This is a genomic window from Parabacteroides chinchillae (assembly GCF_900108035.1).
In the GTDB taxonomy this organism is placed as follows: domain Bacteria; phylum Bacteroidota; class Bacteroidia; order Bacteroidales; family Tannerellaceae; genus Parabacteroides; species Parabacteroides chinchillae.
Window position 1 is genome coordinate 167,430 of record NZ_FNVS01000003.1, and the last position, 18,151, is coordinate 185,580.

Sequence of the window (18,151 nt, forward strand, 5' to 3'; positions counted from 1 at the left end):
GATATGAAGAGAATAATCTTGTTAACAGCCGCAATTGCCCTGCTGAGCAGTTGCGGCATATATACCAAATATAAGCCGGTTACAACGACTCCGGATAATTTATACGGAGAAGAGGTAATTACTGATGATACGACAAACTTCGGTAATATGAACTGGAAAGAGCTTTTTACAGATCCGCAATTGCAAACTCTTATCGAGCAAGGCCTGCAAAATAATACAGACCTCTTGTCTGCTCAATTACGGATTGAAGAGGCGGAAGCGGCATTGATGTCGGCAAAACTCGCTTTTTTGCCTTCGTTTGCTCTTGCACCCCAAGGAACATTAAGCAGTTTTGACGGTAGTAAAACGACTAAGACCTACACATTGCCTGTTACAGCCAGTTGGGAGCTAGATATTTTTGGGCGTATGCGTAATGCAAAGCAACAAGCTAAAGCGTTATATGCCCAAAGTAAAGATTATCAGCAAGCCGTACGTACTCAATTGATAGCCGGAATAGCAAATGTATATTATACGCTATTGATGCTGGATGAACAATTAATTATCTCAGAACAAACAGAAGAATCCTGGAAAGAAACAGTAGCTTCTACTCGTGCATTAATGGAAGCCGGTTTGGCAAATGAGGCTTCCACATCTCAAATGGAAGCTGCTTATTATAGTGTACAAACTTCCATACTTGATTTGAAAGAACAAATCAATCAGGTGGAGAATAGCCTTGCATTATTGCTTGCTGAAACTCCACGTCGTTACGAACGTGGTAAATTGGCAGATCAGCAATTTCCAGAAGACGTAGCAGTCGGAGTTCCTATGCAAATGTTGTCAAACCGCCCTGATGTTCGTTCGGCTGAGCGTTCGATGGAACAGGCTTTTTACGCAACCAATCAGGCGCGTTCGGCTTTTTATCCATCTATTGTATTAAACGGAAGTGCCGGATGGACTAATTCGGCAGGAAGTATGATTGTCAATCCTGGTAAATTTCTGGCATCAGCAGTTGGCTCTCTTACACAACCCTTATTTAATAGAGGACAGATAATGGCTCAATACCGTATAGCCAAAGCACAACAGGAAGAAGCAAACCAAATGTTTTTGCAAACTCTCCTGAATGCAGGTAGTGAAGTCAATGATGCTCTAGTTGCTTGCCAGACCAGTAAAGCAAAAATGGATTTGTTTGAAAAGCAAGTTCTTTCTTTACAAAAAGCGCTGGAAAGTACCTCTTTATTAATGGAGCATGGTACGACCACCTATCTGGAAGTGCTGACAGCCCGTCAATCACTATTAAATGCACAATTATCACAAACAGCCAATCATTTTACCAAGATTCAAAGTATAATAAATCTTTATCATGCTTTGGGAGGAGGTAGAGAATAAGGAAGCATTTAAATCCATATATCTAAATTTAAATTATTTTAGCCAAACCTTTTCTGTTATTTTTGAGCTTGTTTCAAAAAGGAAATTTCAGTTCCTGATGAAGCAGGCTCTTTTTTCTCATACCCTCTCCATCGATTGCTAGTCCATGAAGAACTATTATCGGTTAATTATGAATTTACAGTGTTTACTTTAAATAATTTTATTATTATTGCAACGAGATTTGATTTTATAAATAAGAATAGTCATTTTAATTATAGCTGTTGATATAAAAAGGCCTTTTTTATTATATTTTAGATATTTGAAACTATAGTTCTTCATGTACTATAGTATATGCCATTTAATTATTTCGAATAAATGTGTTTTTTACAGTGTCATGAATGACGATTTTGTAAATGATGATATTGCTCTTTTAAACCAGGTAAAAGAAGGAAACAAGAGAGCTTTTAGACTTATATTTGATAAGTACTATGTTCCGTTGTGCCGTTTTGTCAATATAAGTTTGGATGATACGTTTGCGTCGGAGGAAATTGTACAGGGCTTGTTTGTTTATTTGTGGGATAAACGTGAACAGTTAACAATACAACTAACCTTAAAATCTTATTTGTTTCAAGCGGTAAAGAATAGAACTTTAAATTATTATAGGGATAATCGACATATTGTATTTTGTGATGAGATGCCATATGATGTTGCTTGTGAGAATGAAGAAATAGAATTGCATGAACTTCAGAATATTATACAAGAAGCTATACTATCTTTACCTGAAAAATGTAGTGAAATTTTTCGCCTGAGCCGAGAACAAAATCTTTCCAATGCAGAGATTGCAGAACTAAAGAATTTATCTATTCGCACTGTAGAAACTCATATCTCTAACGCTTTATCGCGTATCCGGCAATATTTAGGGAATAATTATTCATATCTTTGGTAATTGCAAATCAATGTTAAATAAGCGAGGGGGCTTACGTGTTGTACTTTCATAGGGTGACTCTTATATAAAGGGTTTATTATGAAACATGATTTTTGGATAAATATAATAAATAAGCTAAAAAGAGGGGAATCCTTGGATTCATCTCTGCTTTTAAACGATAAGAAGGCTCCTTCAGTGGATTTACAGAAAGATGTAGAGAAAATTTGGAATATGATTCAATATAAAGCTTCTTCTTTTAATCCGGATAAAGAGAAAGCTTGGGAAATCGTAAATAATCATATTTCAGAAAAAGTTAAATGTATAACTATTTCATTTCAATGGATTTATAGATCAGTTGCGGTCGTTATCCTGTTGATAGCTATTTCTTCATTATATATTATTAATCATTCAGACAAGGAATGCCCTGTTGTTTTCCAGTATGCAACATTAAATGGTAAAAGTAAAATAGCACTTCCTGATGGAACTCAAGTTTGGTTAGCTCCTCATTCGGAAATTATTTATGCTAATGATTTTTCTCCGGAAAATCGTAACATAGAAATAAAAGGTAAAGCTTATCTGGAAGTTAAAAAAGATTCCTTGCATCCGTTTTTTGTCAATGTCGATCAATCATTGGTAAAAGTATATGGTACCTCATTTAGTATAAACTCTACAAAAGAAGAATTGGTTGTTAGCCTTTTATCCGGTAAAATATCGTTTCAGAAGACGCCAATAGATAATCCTTTCTGGATAAACCCTGGCGAAGCAGCAGTTTTGGATAAAAGTACGGGTAATGCTTTTATTGAAAATACGGATGCTTATTTCAATGCATTATGGGCACAAGAGAAACTCAAGATTGAAAAAAAAAGTTTGAGTGAAGTCGTGAAGTATTTGAATCAATGGTATGATGTGGATATTGTTCTGGCAGATAATTTGAAGGATAAGTATAAATATACATTTACCATTACTACGGAGCAGTTGGATGAAATTTTGAGAATGATGTCTCGTATAAATCCTATGGAAATAACCTATGACAAGAAAAATGTGAGTATCAAATAGAAAGTTTAATGGAAAAAATGTTGCCTATGAAATAATACTAATATTAATAAAAAAGGGTCGTATAACGACCCTCTCTCTTGAGAAGTTAACGCATAAAACAAGATTTGCAGTTGTGTATTATGCTAGTTTCCTCTTTGATTTTGCAAAGTTATGAATAAACACAGAAATTATTGTTTAAAAAAAGGTTTTTATGGCATTTTATTGTCATTTTTTAGTCTTTTCTCTCCTGTATCTTCCGCTTATGCAAGTAGTAACAACTTGCTGTCACAGGAGATCACAGTTAATCTTAAAAAAGTTACTGTCAAAGAAGTATTACAAGCTATTGAGAAGAAATCAGGCCAGTCATTTATGTATGATGCCAGTATGATAGATCTGGATCGCATTGTCACTGTTGATGTTTTGAATCAGAAACTGGAAGATGTTTTGAATGATATTTTTAAAGGAACGAATATCACTTATGAAGTTTCCGGTAACCAGATTGTTTTGGCTTCTAGAGATTCTCTAAAAGTAAAACAGAGCATATCTACTAAAAAGAAAAAAATAACAGGTGTTGTTCTGGATCCTGCCGGAGTGGCTGTAATTGGAGCAAATGTAGTTGTGAGAGGTTCCAAACAAGGGGTTATTACAGGTATTGATGGAGATTTTTCGATCGAAGTAGTACCGGATGATATATTACAGGTATCTTATATAGGATATGTTTCTCAGGATATCCGTGTAGGAAACAGGAATACTGTTAAAGTTGTTTTGAAGGAAGATACTAAGACTTTGGACGAGGTTGTTGTTGTTGGTTATGGCTCGCAACGTAAAATAAATGTTACGGGTTCTATTGCCCAGATTGAAGCGAAAGACTTGAAAACCGCAACATCCGGGAATTTATCATCTATGTTGCAGGGGCGCTTGCCAGGTTTGATAACCAGACAAGAAGCTGGCCAACCAGGATCCGATGGCGCTTCTTTGTTAGTTCGTGGTTCAAATACCTTAGGAAATAATGATCCTTTGGTTATAGTAGATGGCTTTGAAAGGCCATTTCCAAACATTAATCCGGATGAAGTTGAGTCTATTACTATCCTGAAAGATGCGACATCTGCGGCAGTTTATGGTGTTCGTGCTGCGAATGGTGTTATTTTGGTTACTACTAAACGTGGTTCACAACAAAAGCCAACGATAACTTTTAATACGTCTGCTCAGATAAGCATGAATACAAATTTTCCGAAGTTTCTTAATGGACCGGATTATGCTTATTGGTACGATAAGGCAGAAGAAATGGATGGTGTGCCTAAAGAGGCTCGCCGTTTTTCGGATAGTGATTTAAATAGAATTATAAATGGAGATCCGGAAGAGATATTTGGAAATACAGATTGGTTTGATCTCCTGTTCAAGAAGTCTGCGCCTACATTTACTAATAATGTGTCTTTGAATGGAGGGAATGACCGGTTTAAATATTTTGTTTCACTTGGTGCATTTAATCAAAATGGAATTATAGATCGTACGTCATACGATCGGTATAATGTAAGGGCAAATTTAGATGCAAAGGTGATTGATAACTTAACAGTATCATTTAATATTGCTGCAAATCAATCGACTCAGAAAGAACCTGGATTAAGTGCCGGATTGGGAAATAGTTATGCATCTATTTTTAGTCAGGCATTGTTGGCATATCCTTTTGTTACGGCTTTCAGACCTGATGGTAGTTATGCTGGTAGCCTAAATCCAGATAATGGAAATCAAAACCCATTGGCAGCCCGCGATCTTTCAGGAGAACAGAATAACAGGAGTAATCGGTTTGAAGGGAGTATGAGTATAAAATATGATTTACCTTTCGTAAAGGGGCTTAGCTTTAAGTTGAATTTAGGGTATGACAAGGGATATTCAATGAAAAAGTCTGTTCTTTTACCTTATAAATTGATGGTATATCACATGGGGGATAAGACGTATCATGATGAATGGGGACGTCATTCTCTTAGTGGAGATGCAACGATTAACCAATGGTTTTCTGATTCCTGGCGCTCTACGGTTCAGGCTTCTGCTAATTATGATAATACATTTGGCAAACATGCCGTTGGTGCATTGTTCTTATATGAATATGCTGAAGATAATGGTACTGGAATGTCTGCCGGACGAAAAAGCTTCCCTATTACGGATATTATGGACCTGGATTATGGTGAAATAGTATTGGATGATTTGGTGAAAGGTTCACATTCTAACTTTCGTCGTGCGGGTTATGTTACCCGTTTAAATTATGCTTATGATGAGCGTTATCTTTTTGAGTTTACAGGACGTATTGACGGCTCCGCTCGTTTACCACAGCATAACCGTTGGGGATTTTTTCCCGGAGTAGCTTTGGGGTGGCGTATTTCTAATGAGTCCTTTTTTAAAGAGAATGTATCTTTTGTAGATAATCTTAAGTTGAGGTTATCCGTAGGAAAATTGGGGAATGATAATATTGGAGAAACCGGCGACTATGCTTATATACGTACAATGAGTATGGGAAAAGACCCTGTTGTTATGATTGGAAATGCTTTGGGACGTTATTTGGGTGTAGATCGTGTTCCGAATGATAATATAAAATGGGAAACAACAACTTCTTATAATATAGGTCTGGAAACATCAATGTGGAATGGCCTTTTGGGCGCAGAATTGGATCTTTTTTATATGAAAACAAAAGATATTCTGCAGGCTCAGGGAAGTTTGATGCCTCCTTCTATGGGTGGTTATTTTCCTGCTTATTTGAATTCCGGTATTGTTGATAATCGTGGATTTGAAATAACATTAACACATAGGAATAAAATAGGAGAAGTTAATTATAGTGTACGGGGAAATTTATCATGGGCGAGAAATAAAGTGATAGAAACAACTGAAGACCCGAATGTTCCGGAGTACAGACGATTAACAGGAAAACCTATGAATCAGAAATTCGGATTTATAGCTGAAGGGCTTTTTCAATCACAGGAAGAGATAGATCACAGTGCTGTTTTAGGACCTACTTTGCCGGGTGATATTAAACTGAAGGATGTGAATGGTGACGGACGTATTACGTATGAACAAGATAAAACGTGGATAGGAAGAAGTGCTACGCCAGAAATGATGTTTGGCTTAAATTTGGCTGCAGATTGGAAAGGTTTTGACTTTAATATGTTTTTCCAGGGTGCTGCTCTTTGTGATATTTCTTTGTGCGGGTACTATTCGGATCGTAAATTTTCGGATCATACATTCTACACTCAGCCGTTTTTCTGTGATGGAAACTCTCCTTATTATTTGATAGAAAAGGCTTGGAGACCGGACTATACAAATGCAGAATATCCTCGATTAGGTATTTCACGTCGTTCAAACGGGAGTTCTGAATCTTCCTGGTGGTTGAAGAACGGAGCTTATCTTCGTTTGAAAAATGCTCAGATAGGTTATACGATTCCTCGGATATTAACTCAGAAAATATCTATAGAAAGAGTTCGTTTTTATATTTCTGGTGGAAATTTGTTTACGATAGATGCTTTGCCATATTTGGATCCTGAAATGCCGGATGTGAATCAAGGCTATTATCCACAACAACGTACGGTAGAATTTGGACTTAATTTAACCTTTTAATATAATACGAAATGGATATGCTAAATAAAATAATTATTTATACCGGTTTGTTTGCAATGACATGCTTGGCGAGTTGTAGCCTTGATCCTGAACTGACAAAGTCTTATTCGGATGAAGTGCCTTGGACAAACGAAAAAAATCTGGAATTATATTTGAATAAATTTTATCCTTTGATTGGGCAGACGTATTATACGCCTTATGTGGAAGATGATGCACATTCAGATATTTTGAAAATGAATACTCCGGTTGCGGATGCCAATTTGTTTATTTTTGGTAGCCAGATGGTAACTCCGGATAATAATGCAATGGGCTGCTGGGATTGGGCTTATACGTGGACTCGTGATTGTAATGAATTTCTGGATGGGTTGAAAAAGTATGGATCTAACTTACCGGAAGAAGTAACATTGCGGGCTGAAGCTGAAATCCGTTTTTTTAGAGCTTGGGTCTCTTTTAAGTTGTCAAGAGTGTATGGTGGCAGTTTTATTATTTTCGAACAATTGCCGGATAAGAAAGAAAACTCTCGTAGCTCCGTTGAAGAATGCTGGGATTTTATTGAGAGAGATATAGATTTTGCTATAGAGCATCTACCTGTAAAGGTTGTTTCGGAAAAAGAAAATAATCAAGGAAAATTGACAAAAGGGGCGGCTTTGGCTTTTAAAGCCCGTTATATGCTTTATGCTGAACGATGGAAGAAAGCATCTGATGCAGCAAAGGCTGTAATGGACTTAGGTATTTATGAGTTGGAAGATGATTATGCCAAATTATTTACTTATAAAAGAGCCACGGGAACATCGAAAGAATCTATTCTTGATTTTGGCTACCAATCTCCAAATTTTGGTTATTCATTTGATTATTTTTATTGTCCTCCTGGAGATAAAGGATATGCGCAGGTTAGCCCTACAGAGGAGTTGGTGTCGGCTTATCAGATGGCTGATGGATCTGATTTTAGTTGGAATAATCCTGAACAGGCAAAGAATCCGTATGAAGGGCGTGAAAAGCGTTTTTATGCATCAATTTTATATAATGGAGCTGATTGGAAAGGACGTAAAATAGAAACTTATGTCGGAGGTGTTGATGGATATGCTATTGGCGGTGGTACAACATGTACGGGATATTATATGCGTAAACTGTTTGATGAAGGCCAGAGGAATGGTTTTCAACCCGGAGAATTGACTTATTATGCTATGCGTTATGCAGAAGTTCTTTTGATATACGCTGAGGCTATGGCCCAACAGGATAATTTAAGTGAAGCCTTAATTGCATTGAATCAGGTGCGTCTGCGTGCAGGATTTGATAAACCGGTTACAGCAAGCAGTAAGTCTGAGTTTATGTCTTTATTACGGCATGAAAGGATGATTGAACTGGCTTTTGAAGGACATCGCTATTGGGATTTAAGACGTTGGAAACAGGCTTCTATTGTTCTTAATAACGTTAACTGTCATGGTACGAAAATAACTAGAAATGAAGATGGAACATTTACTTATGATCAGGTAGATTGCGATGGAGGGAAGAAACGTATATTTCCTGAAAAATATTATCGTTTTCCTATACCTCTGACTGAGATTCAGCGTAATCCGGCCTGTGAACAATTTGATGAATGGAAATAATGCTAAAAAGATTATGTTATGAATACCAATAAAATATTGAATACTTTTTATTGCAGTTTGCTCCTGCTCGTAATATTTGGCTGTGAGTCACCGGATATGGATAACGGTGTTACATATAATAAAGGATTGTTAAATTTCTTCGTGAAGATTCCTGGTGGATCTACAGAATATGGTGCAACAATGGTAGGGCCGTATAATGATGGTGATACTTTATATATTAAAGTTCCTACAACGGAGGATTCTCCTTTAGACTTAACGCGCTTGAAACCATTTGCCAACGTGGAAAACAATTGCTATGTAGAACCTGCTATTACAGGTGAAATGGATTTTACTGATCCTCTGAAAATTACGGTTACTGATGGGGAAGGTGTAAAGCGTACGAATATTATTAAAATTCTTCCAACCCCTCCAAAGACAATTTTCAAAAAAATGTGGTTTAAGAATTCTACGGAAATGGGAATTGTCCACCCTTATATTTCTGGTATGGATGCTGCAGGAGATAATATTTATGTGCATGATGCAGATATATGGACCGCTGGAGATGGAGTTAGGGTATATGATAATATCACCGGAAAGTTCAAAAAGATAATACCAGCTCCTACTACATTTACCATGCAGGTGAAAACAGATGATGCGGGACATATTCTTGTAAATCGGTATAATGAAAATAGTGCGGGTTTTATTGTTTATTATTATGATGATGAGAATAGCCCTGCAAAGGAAATTTTGAATTATACGGAAGATGCTGGTTGCCCGGGTTTGTTAGGGCGAAAAATGAGTGTGATAGGGAATCTGAAACAAGGAAAGGGCTATATTTATGCAACAGCTTCTGGTATGACCGATTTCTATTATTGGGAGTTCCGTGATGGTGTTCCGGTAAATACAAAACCAACAATTGTTAAATATGCGAGTGCAAAAGAAGCATGGTCATTTGCTTCAGTAAAGCGTGAGTCACTGGATGAAAATTCGGATCATTATATTACATATTGTATATATGATGGCAGTGATAGTGAAAAACTGGAAAAAGGTAGCCGTTTAGAGGTCTTTCCTCCAAGTATGGATATTATCCGGATGAATCCGAAAAATAACCTATATAAAATATTTGATTTTGATGTGTTTGAGGTAAATGGAGATAAATTTCTGGTGACATTGGAACAAGGTTTCTGGGCTTGGGATGGTGTTGTAATGAAAGTTTTTGAAATTACGGATAAGAATAATCTGACATTAGTACCGGACGATGCAGACTATGCCAAGTTTAAGTTATTGGAAAGTGATGTATATGGTGAAGTGAACTATAATCAATATGGAGATGTTGCAACAATTGTAAATGGTTGTGAGGTGTATATTTATGCTTCTATTGCTTGTGGTGCAGCGGATAAATCAGGTATTATAGCTTATAAAATGACATATTATCCACAATAGGTATTAAAGGTAAAGGGGGTTAATAGCCAACAAAAGGCTGTCTAAAATAAAAAAGGTTTCAGTTCAGGAAACTGAGTTTTTAGACAGCCTTTATTGTTGTTAAAAGTATGATTTTATGAAAAATCTATTATTGATATTTATGTATGCGTGTTTTTCAGCTTGCTCAGTTAATCGTGCTCCGGCAGATTTTTTTAACTCCGGAGAATCAAACGATTTATTGAAACAAGTGAAAGCTACTAAATTATTAAATACTTATGATGAAGAAGCTTGTAATGTATATATTATTGAGCCGGGCAGGAATTGTCCGAAGGCGAAAATTAAGAAAACTGTAGATCGAGCAGATAAAATAGAAGGAGACGGTTCTTTCTCTTTAAAGTATAATTTTTCAGGAAAACCTGAAGATGGAGAAAAAGAAAGTGTTCTGTTAGAAGAAGTATGGGCGGACTATCGCCCGGATCTTTCTTTTTGTCCTTTAGGTATATCTATTTGGATAAAAGGAGAAAAAGGTAATATGGATCAACTTCGTATACATTTGATACAAGATGAAACTTTGGTAGCTTTGAGGGATGAGAGAGTGCATTTTGTTTATACGAATGATTTCATTTTGAATTGTGGCGACTGGCAAAGATTAGTAATACCTTATTTTTCGTTTAAGTTTTTGAAAGGTAATTCTAAAGACTCATTGAATTTATCTCGATTTGTAGGTTATCGTATCGAAATAGTTAATCAGTCAGGGGAAGCACATTCCGGAGAGGTGAAAATTGATGCTTTAGAACAACTTACTTCATATGAACTTCAAGCCGGAACACCTCAATTCAATAGCTTATTTATCCAATTGACTTCTGGCTATGAAAACGAAGACTGGGATAGAGACTTCAAGGCTTGTAAAGATGTTGATATTGATACATGGATTATTCAATATACGCAGGGTTTTGGCAATCAGAATGATGTTTCATGGTATTTGAATACGAAAGTTCCTTGGAATAAAATACAGTATCCTATAGTGAATAATATGGTTGAAGCCGCGGAAAGGCAGAGGTTTAAGTTGGTCTTTGGACTATTTGGCGGTGATTATAACGGAGATAAAAATATACAGGCAACTTATGATGTATTGTTTGAAAAAAACAAACTGGTTATTGATGAGATTTATGAGATGTTTGGTTCCTGTTCTTGTTTCGCAGGGTGGTATATTACGGAAGAATTTCATGATGGTTCTTTTCCTGATGGATGTTGGCAGAATAATCCTGCAAGGGATTTATTGGCAGACTATTTGCAAAAAGTTGCAGCTTATTGTAAGTCTAAGACGAAAAAATATCCGGTACACATAGCTCCCGCTTTATTCCGGGGAAAACCTGCAGATTTGTGCGGTGAATGGTTCAAAGCTATTTTAAAAAAAACACCGGATATAGATGTACTTTATTTACAAGATATAGGTGGGCGTTGTTTGGTGGATGTTGACGTTGTTTTACCTAATTATTTTACTCAAGTTAAAAAAGCTTGTGATGAAACAGGAGTGGAGTTTGGGGTTGATATAGAATCATTTAAAAACTGTTGGTGTCCGGATGTTCCTTATAGGCCGAAAGACTGGGAAGAATTGCAGGATCAATTATTTGTAGCCGGCTTATTTACAACTAAAATTACAAATTTTAGCTGGGCTACTTTTAGACCCGGAGCCGGGGCTTTTGATGAATATAAAAAGTATCTGAAAGGAAAGTGGTGAAATTATTAAATATGGTTTTGGGATTATCAGTTTCAGCAAATAATTCATGGAATTTTCCTTTTATAAACAGATGTCCACTGCTAAAAAATACGTTACTTAGCTCACTCTATTTTAAATCTATTAATTTTATGAAAGCACAATTGTTTGTTGTTGCCGGATGTTTTGCTCTGTCTCTGCTTGGTTGTAATAAAACCGAGAAACAGCCGGAATTGAATTTAACTCTTTCCAAAGAACAACTGTTCGATAAGGTAAAGGGAAGTTGGGCCGGTAAGACTATCGGTTGTACCTATGGCGGGCCTACCGAATTTCGTTATGTGGGGACCATGATTCAAGACTATATTCCTATTCCTTGGAGTAAAGGAGAAGTAAAAAAATGGTATGATACGGCTCCTGGTCTTTACGACGATGTCTATGTAGATCTTACATTCGTTGATGTGATTGATAAATACGGTTCGGATGCACCTGCGGATTCGTTTGCTATGGCTTTCCTTCGCGCCGGTTATCCTTTGGATCATGCCAATCAGATAGCAAGGTATAATTTGCTTAACGGATTAATGCCTCCGGCCTGTGGGCATTGGAAAAATAATCCACATGCCGATTGTATAGATTTTCAGATTGAAGCAGACTTCGCCGGAGTAATGACGCCCGGTATGCCGAATAAAGCTGCAGATATTTGTGACCGTACCGGACATATTATGTCTTATGGAGACGGTTGGTATGGTGGCGTTTTTGTGGCTGCCATGTATTCTTTGGCGTATGTAAGCAATGACATTAATTTCATAGTAGGTGAAGCTTTGAAGACAATACCTCAGGAAAGCGAATTTTATAAATGTATAACAGATGTCATTAATTGGCATAAGCAATATCCGAATGATTGGAAACAGACTTGGTTTGAGATTGAAAAGAAATGGGGTGAAGAAATTTCTTGTCCGGATGGTATTCAGGTTCCTTTTGACATAGAAGCAAAGATGAACTCGGCTTATGTTGCATTAGGTTTATTGTATGGTGAAGGCGATTTCTTTAAGACAATGGATATATCGACACGTGCCGGTCAGGATTCGGATTGCAATCCTTCTACAGCTGCCGGTATCTTGGGTACGATGTTAGGATATAGTAATATTCCGACCTGTTGGACTGAGGCATTGGACCCTGTTGTTGATACTCCTTTCTCTCATACAACAATCTCTTTGAACAAAGCATATGAATTGAGTATGAAACATGCACTTGCCGAGATTGAAAAAAATGGAGGTAAGACAGATGGTGAAATGGTAACAATTGCCTATCAGAAGCCGGAGCCGGTTCGTTTGGAAGTGAGTTTTGAAGGTTTGTATTTGTTGAGTAAAGAAACGTTGAATAAGTCAATTACCGCTTTTGATTCTCTGCATTATAATGGTACGGCTTTAGTGCTGAAAGGTTGGTTGCAAGGTACAGCCCCTGAAGATTATGTGGCAGAAGTTGAAATTTATTTGAACGATAAACTTGTTGATACAAGCAAGATGCCAAAGTTCTTCGATCACCGGAAACGTGAAATTTATTTCAACTACGATCTTCCGAAAGGCGACTACACTGTTAAATGTAAATGGATAAATCCTGTGAAAGGAGCTGACATCTGGATGACGGATGCAATTCTTTATACGGATCAGAAAGTAGTTCATGAGCTGCCTTGTCAATAAGAAATGAGTGGTTCCTGTAAGTATGTGCGGGGATACATGTGTCTTATAGGAAAAAGATTTTAATATGAAAAACATAGTGAAAACGTTACAATGTATTATTATGCTGGTACTGCTTGCGATGGCAGGCTGTACCGGCAGTACCAATAATCAAACTGCAGGTGTATCGAAAGACACCCGTGCCAGTCTGACATTAATACCTCCATCTCCTATTACCAAGAATGTAAAACTTGATATCCGGGGTGCTGTTTGGAATGAATCACCAGCTGACCGGAAGTACAAAATCTCTGTCTATATGGATAATGTAGATAAAGCCTCTTGTTTGCATACTGAAGAAAAGGAAGTTCCTGCAGGAGGAAATACGGGTGTCCGTTTCTGGCTGGATACTGAGAAGTATATAGGTAACCGCAACATTATTCTGGTGGCTGAATCGGGAAATGAAGTGAAGACAATGATTGAACCTCTGACTATTATCGACTCCAAAATACGTTCTACACGCCGGATAGATGGTGGTTGGTTCGAGTTTTATCACTGGTGCGAGAACGAGGGACATTTCTGGAACAAGGATATTATCAAGTTGACAAATGCACAATGGGCAGAAATGATGAAGGGTATGCATGATATAGAGATGGATATTGTGGTAATACAGGAACTTTTCCGTAACCAGAAATATGTAGGTCAGCATGATATGGATAAAACAGGTTATACCGGATTTCCTTACTATGAGTCTAAAGTATATCCGAAAAAAGAAGGTGATTCCTTGTTGAATCATACTAATTTCGGTAAAGAATCTCCTAACTATCCTGCCTGGAAAGATTTAGCTGCAGATAAGCCGTTGGAGTCTGTTTTGGATGAAGCCGACAAACTGAACATGAAAGTATTTCTGGGTGTGGGTGGTTATGCCTGGTTTGATTTCACGCAAGGTTCTTTGGATTGGTCTAAGAAAGTGACAAAAGAATTATGGGAGATGTACGGACACCATAAGTCCTTCTACGGATGGTATATTTCGAATGAGGTAGGAGGTTATTTGGGTGAGAATGATGAACGCCGGGATGAGTTGGTACATTTCTTTAAAGAGTTTACAGCTTATGCCCGTTCGTTGGCTCCGGATAAACCTGTGATGCTGGCTACCAACTGCCACGATGTTAAGAGCTCGAACGGTTATTACCCGAAACTGCTTGCCAACTTGGATATTCTTTGTCCGTTTGGTTTCCATCGTATGCCGGAAGGAGACTATACAGGAAAAGAAGTCGCAGAAATCCTCCAGAATTATTGTGACGAAGCCGGTAGCCATCTTTGGATGGATATGGAAGTCTTCCTTTTTGGTGAGAAAAATGCGCTTTATCCTCGTCCGATAGATCAGGTGGTGCATGATTTGCTGATGCTTGACAATTTCGAGAAAGTTTGCTGTTATGCCTATACCGGATTGATGAATGCCAGTTGGCAGACTGCTCAACCGGGAGGTGAGCCTACTGTGAAATTGTATAATGACTATATGCAATATCTGGTAACCGGGCGTGATACGATTGGGTATTGATGATTTGATTGTTGTAATAGGGTTTATCTTACGTTTTATAAGTAATATTAATCAAAAAATATCGAATTATATTTTGTGGTTAAAAAAAAGACTGTATCTTTGCATCATTAAACAGAAATAGAAATGACACGGAACATACAAAATAGTCTCATTATTTCTCTATCTATTATTCTACTCTGGGAACGGGATAGGAAGTGAGACTGTATGCTTTGCCGGGCATGATAAATAAATAAAAGAGCCTTTCTCACTTCCTTGTGAGAAGGGCTTTTTTAGTTTTAGCGGACAAACGTAAGATATTAATACATTAAACGATAATAATATGTCAGACAGATTATTCATTTTCGACACAACATTACGGGATGGGGAGCAGGTCCCGGGTTGCCAGTTAAATACAGTAGAAAAGATCCAGGTTGCCAAAGCTCTCGAAATGTTGGGAGTGGATGTGATAGAAGCTGGCTTCCCTGTGTCTAGTCCGGGTGATTTCAAAAGTGTGGTTGAAATATCCAAGGCTGTGACCTGGCCTACTATTTGTGCATTGACGCGTGCTGTTGAAAAAGATATAGAGGTCGCTGCAGAAGCCTTGAAGTTTGCCAAGCGCGGACGTATTCACACAGGTATCGGAACTTCCGATTATCATATCAGATATAAGTTTAACTCCAATCAGGATGAGATACTCGAACGTGCCATTGCCGCTACTAAGTATGCAAAGAAATATGCCGAAGATATTGAATTTTATTGTGAAGATGCCGGACGTACCAGCAATGAATATCTGGCTCGTGTAGTAGAAGCGGTTATCAAAGCAGGAGCTACTGTTGTCAATATACCTGATACAACAGGATACTGCATGCCGGATGAATATGGTGCGAAGATCAAATACCTGATGGAACATGTAGACGGTATTCAAAATGCCATTATCTCTACACATTGCCATAACGATTTAGGCATGGCAACAGCTAACACCGTACAGGGCGTATTGAATGGCGCCCGCCAAGTGGAAGTCACAATCAACGGCATTGGCGAACGTGCGGGAAATACTTCACTGGAAGAGATCGCCATGATTTTTAAAAGCCACAAAGAGCGCGAAATCGTTACCAATATCAATACATCAAAAATATATGGAATAAGCCGCATGGTTTCGAGCCTGATGAATATGCCGGTTCAGCCTAATAAAGCAATAGTAGGCCGTAACGCTTTTGCACATTCATCGGGAATCCATCAGGACGGTGTGCTGAAAAATGTACAGACGTATGAAATCATAGATCCGAAAGATGTTGGTATTGACGATAATGCTATCGTACTGACCGCCCGTAGCGGCCGTGCTGCTTTGAAGAATCGTCTGCATGTTTTAGGAGTGGAACTTGACCAGGAAAAGCTGGATAAAGCGTACGAAGAGTTTCTGAAACTGGCCGATCGCAAGAAAGATATAAATGATGATGACGTGCTGATGCTGGTAGGTAAAGACCGTACGGCTACCCACCGTATCAAACTGGATTATCTGCAAGTAACAAGCGGTGTAGGTGTACAGTCTGTTGCCAGTATCTGTTTGAATATGTCGGGCGTTAAGCGCTATGAGGCGGCAGCCGGGAACGGTCCTGTCGATGCAGGTATCAAAGCGGTGAAAAAAGCTATCAGTAATAGCGATATGACAATACAGGAGTTTCTTATTCAGGCAATAAGTAAAGGTAGCGACGATACCGGAAAAGTTCACATGCAGGTAGAATACAATGGTTCTATTTATTACGGCTTTTCTGCAAATACTGATATTATAGCTGCTTCGGTGGAAGCTTTTGTAGATGCAATTAATAAATTTATCGTAGAATAATAACAGAATCGAGATATGGGCAAGACATTATTTGAAAAGATTTGGGAAAAGCATGTCGTAGACACGCTGCCCGATGGAACCATCCAGTTATATATTGACAGATTGTACTGCCATGAAGTAACCAGCCCGCAGGCATTTGCCGGATTAAAAGCCCGTGGACTGAAACCTTTCCGGCCTGAACAGATTACCTGCATGCCGGATCATAATATTCCGACTCTGAATCAGGATAAACCAATAGACGATCCAGTCTCCAAGAACCAAGTTGATACGCTGGAACAGAATGCGAAGGATTTTAACCTGACCTATTACGGTTTGCAGCATCCTAAAAACGGTATTATCCATGTCGTAGGTCCGGAAAACGGACTTACCCAACCGGGAATGACATTGGTTTGCGGCGACTCGCATACTTCTACCCATGGTGCTTTGGGAGCTATTGCTTTCGGTATCGGAACCAGTGAGGTGGAGATGACACTGGCAACCCAATGTATTATGCAACGCAAACCTAAAACAATGCGTATCTCCATTGACGGAAAACGTAAACCGGGCGTAACGGCTAAGGATTTCGCCCTTTATGTCATAAGTAAGATGACAACCGGAGGTGCTACCGGCTACTTTGTGGAATATGCCGGCGAGGCCATTCGCAATACCACAATGGAGGAACGCCTCACAATCTGTAATCTTTCTATCGAGATGGGTGCCCGTGGTGGTATGATTGCTCCGGATGACGTAACGTTTGCTTATCTGAAAGACCGCGAATTTTCTCCGCGTGGCGAAGCGTGGGAAAAGAGTCTTGCCGAATGGCGTAAACTTTATAGTGATGCCGATGCCAGATTCGATAAAGAGATCGTTTTCCATGCCGGAGATATAGAACCTATGATTACATACGGAACCAATCCGGGCATGGGCATGGGCATTCGTGAAAACATTCCGGCTATGGAAAAAATAGATGAAGCCGGTCGTATTTCATATAAAAAATCGTTGGACTATATGGGATTTACTGCTGGAGAACCTGTACTGGGAAAGAAAATAGATTATGTCTTTCTGGGAAGCTGCACGAATGGCCGTATTGAAGATTTCCGTGCTTTTGCATCTTTGGTGAAAGGAAGAAGGAAGGCCGATAATGTAACTGCCTGGCTGGTTCCCGGAAGCTGGATGGTGGAGCGTCAGATACGTGCCGAGGGTATTGACAAAATATTGAACGAGGCAGGTTTCGAACTCCGTCAACCGGGCTGCTCGGCTTGTCTGGCTATGAATGAAGATAAAGTGCCGGTCGGAAAATATGCCGTCTCTACTTCCAACCGTAACTTCGAAGGCCGTCAGGGTCCCGGCGCACGTACGATTTTGGCGGGGCCGCTGGTTGCAGCAGCAGCAGCAGTTACCGGCTGTATAACAGATCCGAGAGATTTGGCAGAAGATTAAATCAAAACATGGGAAATGATTTAATCTTAGGTGAAATAAGATAGTAA

11 protein-coding genes are annotated in these 18,151 nt (G+C 38.5%); all 11 read left to right on the top strand.

Annotated features, from left to right (window positions below; all coding sequences use genetic code 11):
• Positions 1 to 3: 3 nt before the first annotated feature.
• The 11 genes from C4S38_RS03945 to leuC all read left to right on the top strand — a co-directional run bounded on the left by C4S38_RS03945 (position 4) and on the right by leuC (position 18,104).
• Positions 4 to 1,365, top strand: a complete 1,362-nt coding sequence (locus C4S38_RS03945) for an efflux transporter outer membrane subunit (RefSeq protein WP_103982632.1) — start codon at positions 4 to 6, stop codon at positions 1,363 to 1,365.
• A 373-nt stretch (positions 1,366 to 1,738) separates the two neighbouring features.
• Positions 1,739 to 2,290, top strand: a complete 552-nt coding sequence (locus C4S38_RS03950; protein ID WP_158228513.1) for an RNA polymerase sigma-70 factor — start codon at positions 1,739 to 1,741, stop codon at positions 2,288 to 2,290.
• Positions 2,291 to 2,368: 78 nt separating this feature from the next.
• Positions 2,369 to 3,325, top strand: a complete 957-nt coding sequence (locus tag C4S38_RS03955; RefSeq protein ID WP_103982633.1) for a FecR family protein — start codon at positions 2,369 to 2,371, stop codon at positions 3,323 to 3,325.
• A 150-nt stretch (positions 3,326 to 3,475) separates the two neighbouring features.
• Complete coding sequence (locus C4S38_RS03960; RefSeq protein ID WP_103982634.1) at positions 3,476 to 6,907, top strand: TonB-dependent receptor; 3,432 nt, start codon at positions 3,476 to 3,478, stop codon at positions 6,905 to 6,907.
• Between the two features lie 17 nt (positions 6,908 to 6,924).
• The gene (locus tag C4S38_RS03965; RefSeq protein ID WP_234999284.1) at positions 6,925 to 8,514 is read left to right on the top strand and encodes a RagB/SusD family nutrient uptake outer membrane protein; all 1,590 of its coding nucleotides are present in this window, start codon (positions 6,925 to 6,927) and stop codon (positions 8,512 to 8,514) included.
• Positions 8,515 to 8,532: 18 nt separating this feature from the next.
• A complete protein-coding gene (locus C4S38_RS03970; RefSeq protein WP_103982636.1) occupies positions 8,533 to 9,936 on the top strand; it encodes a DUF5018 domain-containing protein in 1,404 nt (467 codons plus the stop codon).
• 115 nt (positions 9,937 to 10,051) lie between these two features.
• The gene (locus tag C4S38_RS03975; RefSeq protein WP_103982637.1) at positions 10,052 to 11,656 is read left to right on the top strand and encodes a DUF4434 domain-containing protein; all 1,605 of its coding nucleotides are present in this window, start codon (positions 10,052 to 10,054) and stop codon (positions 11,654 to 11,656) included.
• A 128-nt stretch (positions 11,657 to 11,784) separates the two neighbouring features.
• Complete coding sequence (locus tag C4S38_RS03980) at positions 11,785 to 13,329, top strand: ADP-ribosylglycohydrolase family protein (RefSeq protein ID WP_103982638.1); 1,545 nt, start codon at positions 11,785 to 11,787, stop codon at positions 13,327 to 13,329.
• Positions 13,330 to 13,393: 64 nt separating this feature from the next.
• Positions 13,394 to 14,863: a DUF4434 domain-containing protein gene (locus tag C4S38_RS03985; RefSeq protein ID WP_103982639.1), complete on the top strand. Its 1,470-nt coding sequence runs from the start codon at positions 13,394 to 13,396 to the stop codon at positions 14,861 to 14,863.
• A 319-nt stretch (positions 14,864 to 15,182) separates the two neighbouring features.
• Positions 15,183 to 16,685, top strand: coding sequence for a 2-isopropylmalate synthase (locus C4S38_RS03990; RefSeq protein WP_099464210.1), 1,503 nt, complete (start codon positions 15,183 to 15,185; stop codon positions 16,683 to 16,685).
• 15 nt (positions 16,686 to 16,700) lie between these two features.
• Complete coding sequence (leuC, locus tag C4S38_RS03995; RefSeq protein ID WP_103982640.1) at positions 16,701 to 18,104, top strand: 3-isopropylmalate dehydratase large subunit; 1,404 nt, start codon at positions 16,701 to 16,703, stop codon at positions 18,102 to 18,104.
• The last annotated feature ends 47 nt before the right edge of the window (positions 18,105 to 18,151 follow it).

Excerpts from the sequence above, each read along its gene's own strand:
- C4S38_RS03945 (WP_103982632.1), top strand. The coding sequence starts at position 4 with ATGAAGAGAATAATCTTGTTAACAGCCGCAATTGCCCTGCTGAGCAGT.
- C4S38_RS03950 (WP_158228513.1), top strand. The coding sequence starts at position 1,739 with ATGAATGACGATTTTGTAAATGATGATATTGCTCTTTTAAACCAGGTA.
- C4S38_RS03955 (WP_103982633.1), top strand. The coding sequence starts at position 2,369 with ATGAAACATGATTTTTGGATAAATATAATAAATAAGCTAAAAAGAGGG.
- C4S38_RS03960 (WP_103982634.1), top strand. The coding sequence starts at position 3,476 with ATGAATAAACACAGAAATTATTGTTTAAAAAAAGGTTTTTATGGCATT.
- C4S38_RS03965 (WP_234999284.1), top strand. The coding sequence starts at position 6,925 with ATGCTAAATAAAATAATTATTTATACCGGTTTGTTTGCAATGACATGC.
- C4S38_RS03970 (WP_103982636.1), top strand. The coding sequence starts at position 8,533 with ATGAATACCAATAAAATATTGAATACTTTTTATTGCAGTTTGCTCCTG.
- C4S38_RS03975 (WP_103982637.1), top strand. The coding sequence starts at position 10,052 with ATGAAAAATCTATTATTGATATTTATGTATGCGTGTTTTTCAGCTTGC.
- C4S38_RS03980 (WP_103982638.1), top strand. The coding sequence starts at position 11,785 with ATGAAAGCACAATTGTTTGTTGTTGCCGGATGTTTTGCTCTGTCTCTG.
- C4S38_RS03985 (WP_103982639.1), top strand. The coding sequence starts at position 13,394 with ATGAAAAACATAGTGAAAACGTTACAATGTATTATTATGCTGGTACTG.
- C4S38_RS03990 (WP_099464210.1), top strand. The coding sequence starts at position 15,183 with ATGTCAGACAGATTATTCATTTTCGACACAACATTACGGGATGGGGAG.
- leuC (WP_103982640.1), top strand. The coding sequence starts at position 16,701 with ATGGGCAAGACATTATTTGAAAAGATTTGGGAAAAGCATGTCGTAGAC.